Source organism: Pedobacter sp. 05L430, assembly GCF_056397585.1.
Genome location: NZ_JBFTNT010000529.1, coordinates 1 through 1,382, shown reverse-complemented (window position 1 = coordinate 1,382; position 1,382 = coordinate 1). Strand labels below are relative to the sequence as shown.

Below are 1,382 nucleotides of genomic sequence, written 5' to 3'. Positions count from 1 at the left end.
GACAGGAGAGATACMCACTTTAACATATACGATTTCTTCGTTGACAGTTTGAAAGCTCAACACACCTTTCACTTTTTTACCTTTAAGTTCGTTACCCAACTTCTGTGTAGAATCATCGTAGACAGTAAAGGACTTGATCGGTTTTGAAAAGACTGCAGTAAAATAAATCCGCTGGGATTCAGCCCAGCCGTTAGAGAAACGATAGCCCTCAATGGTGTGCTGATCAACTTGCTTGATATAAGTTTCTGAAGATTCGTCCCAGCCGATCCCTTCTTTCAAATCGATGACCACGTGCGCTTCTTTCGATGCCGGAAAAGTGTATTTGTGCATTCCTACCCGGGTACTAGCCGTCAGTTCTACACCAATGTCATACCGTTTGAGCTTAACTTTATAATAACCAGGCTTTACAATCTCATCCTCATGGCTAAAAAGGGAGGTGTAACCGTTTTTAAGATTTTCGATCGTACCTTTGACCACTTTAATTGCGCCTGTGGTGGGCATAAAGGATATGTCGCCCAAGTCGCCGATACCCGTACCACTCAGGTGGGTGTGCTGAAAGCCGATGATGGTGGAATCGGATATGTGGTAACCAGAGGACCAGTCCCAGCCCTCAGACAGATTGGTCGGCCCCAATTGTACGGCCCCAAACGGTACACTGGCACCCACAAAGACATGTCCGTGAAAACCAGTGCCTATATATGGATCAACGTATTTTGTGAAATTTGCAGCTGCCGGCTTCTTGGTCTGGCCAAATAGATTTAATGTGAAAATTGCGAGCATCCCAGCTAAACAAATTTGATTTTTCATAGGTTAGAGATTGTCTTTTATTCAGTTAGTTTTCATTACGGTAAAGCAAATATAGTCTCCGCTAGTGGCAGTCCAATCGAAACGCTATCATTAAAGAGATAACGTCTTCTTTCAGAATTAAAGATAAAGAAAATTAACACTAAACCGGGTGCTGAGTTTAAGTACTCCAATGCCGGTTATTCGCTGCTGGGACAGGTAATGGTAAACGTATCTGAGCTAAAGGTAAGTGCCCAACCATCAAAAAACCTAAGCCACATCAAGAGAAACAAGAGGACTTATATGCTCAGCTGATGGAGAGTTTAAATGGGAGAAAAGAGCATAATAGAAAAGTTGAGAAAAGTATAACAGCGGGTGCATTAGATTTGATACCGGTGTCGCCGATGAGGATTAACATCTGAATTGAAATAATGTAATTATCTTTGCCTGACGATGAGAAACCAGCACATTCGAGATACTTTCGGAAACATAGATATCTATTTATTTGACCAGATGCTTAAAGGCACCTATGACGAATGTGAGATGATTTTAGATGCTGGTTGCGGAACAGGTAGAAACATCTTTTATGCCTTAAGTAC

Annotated in this window: 1 pseudogene; it reads right to left on the bottom strand. The window is 41.9% G+C overall.

Annotation, left to right across the window (positions count from 1 at the left end):
* Positions 1-807: pseudogene (locus AC1DG9_RS27075) on the bottom strand (glycoside hydrolase family 92 protein); the annotation flags it as partial.
* Between the last annotated feature and the right edge of the window lie 575 nt (positions 808-1,382).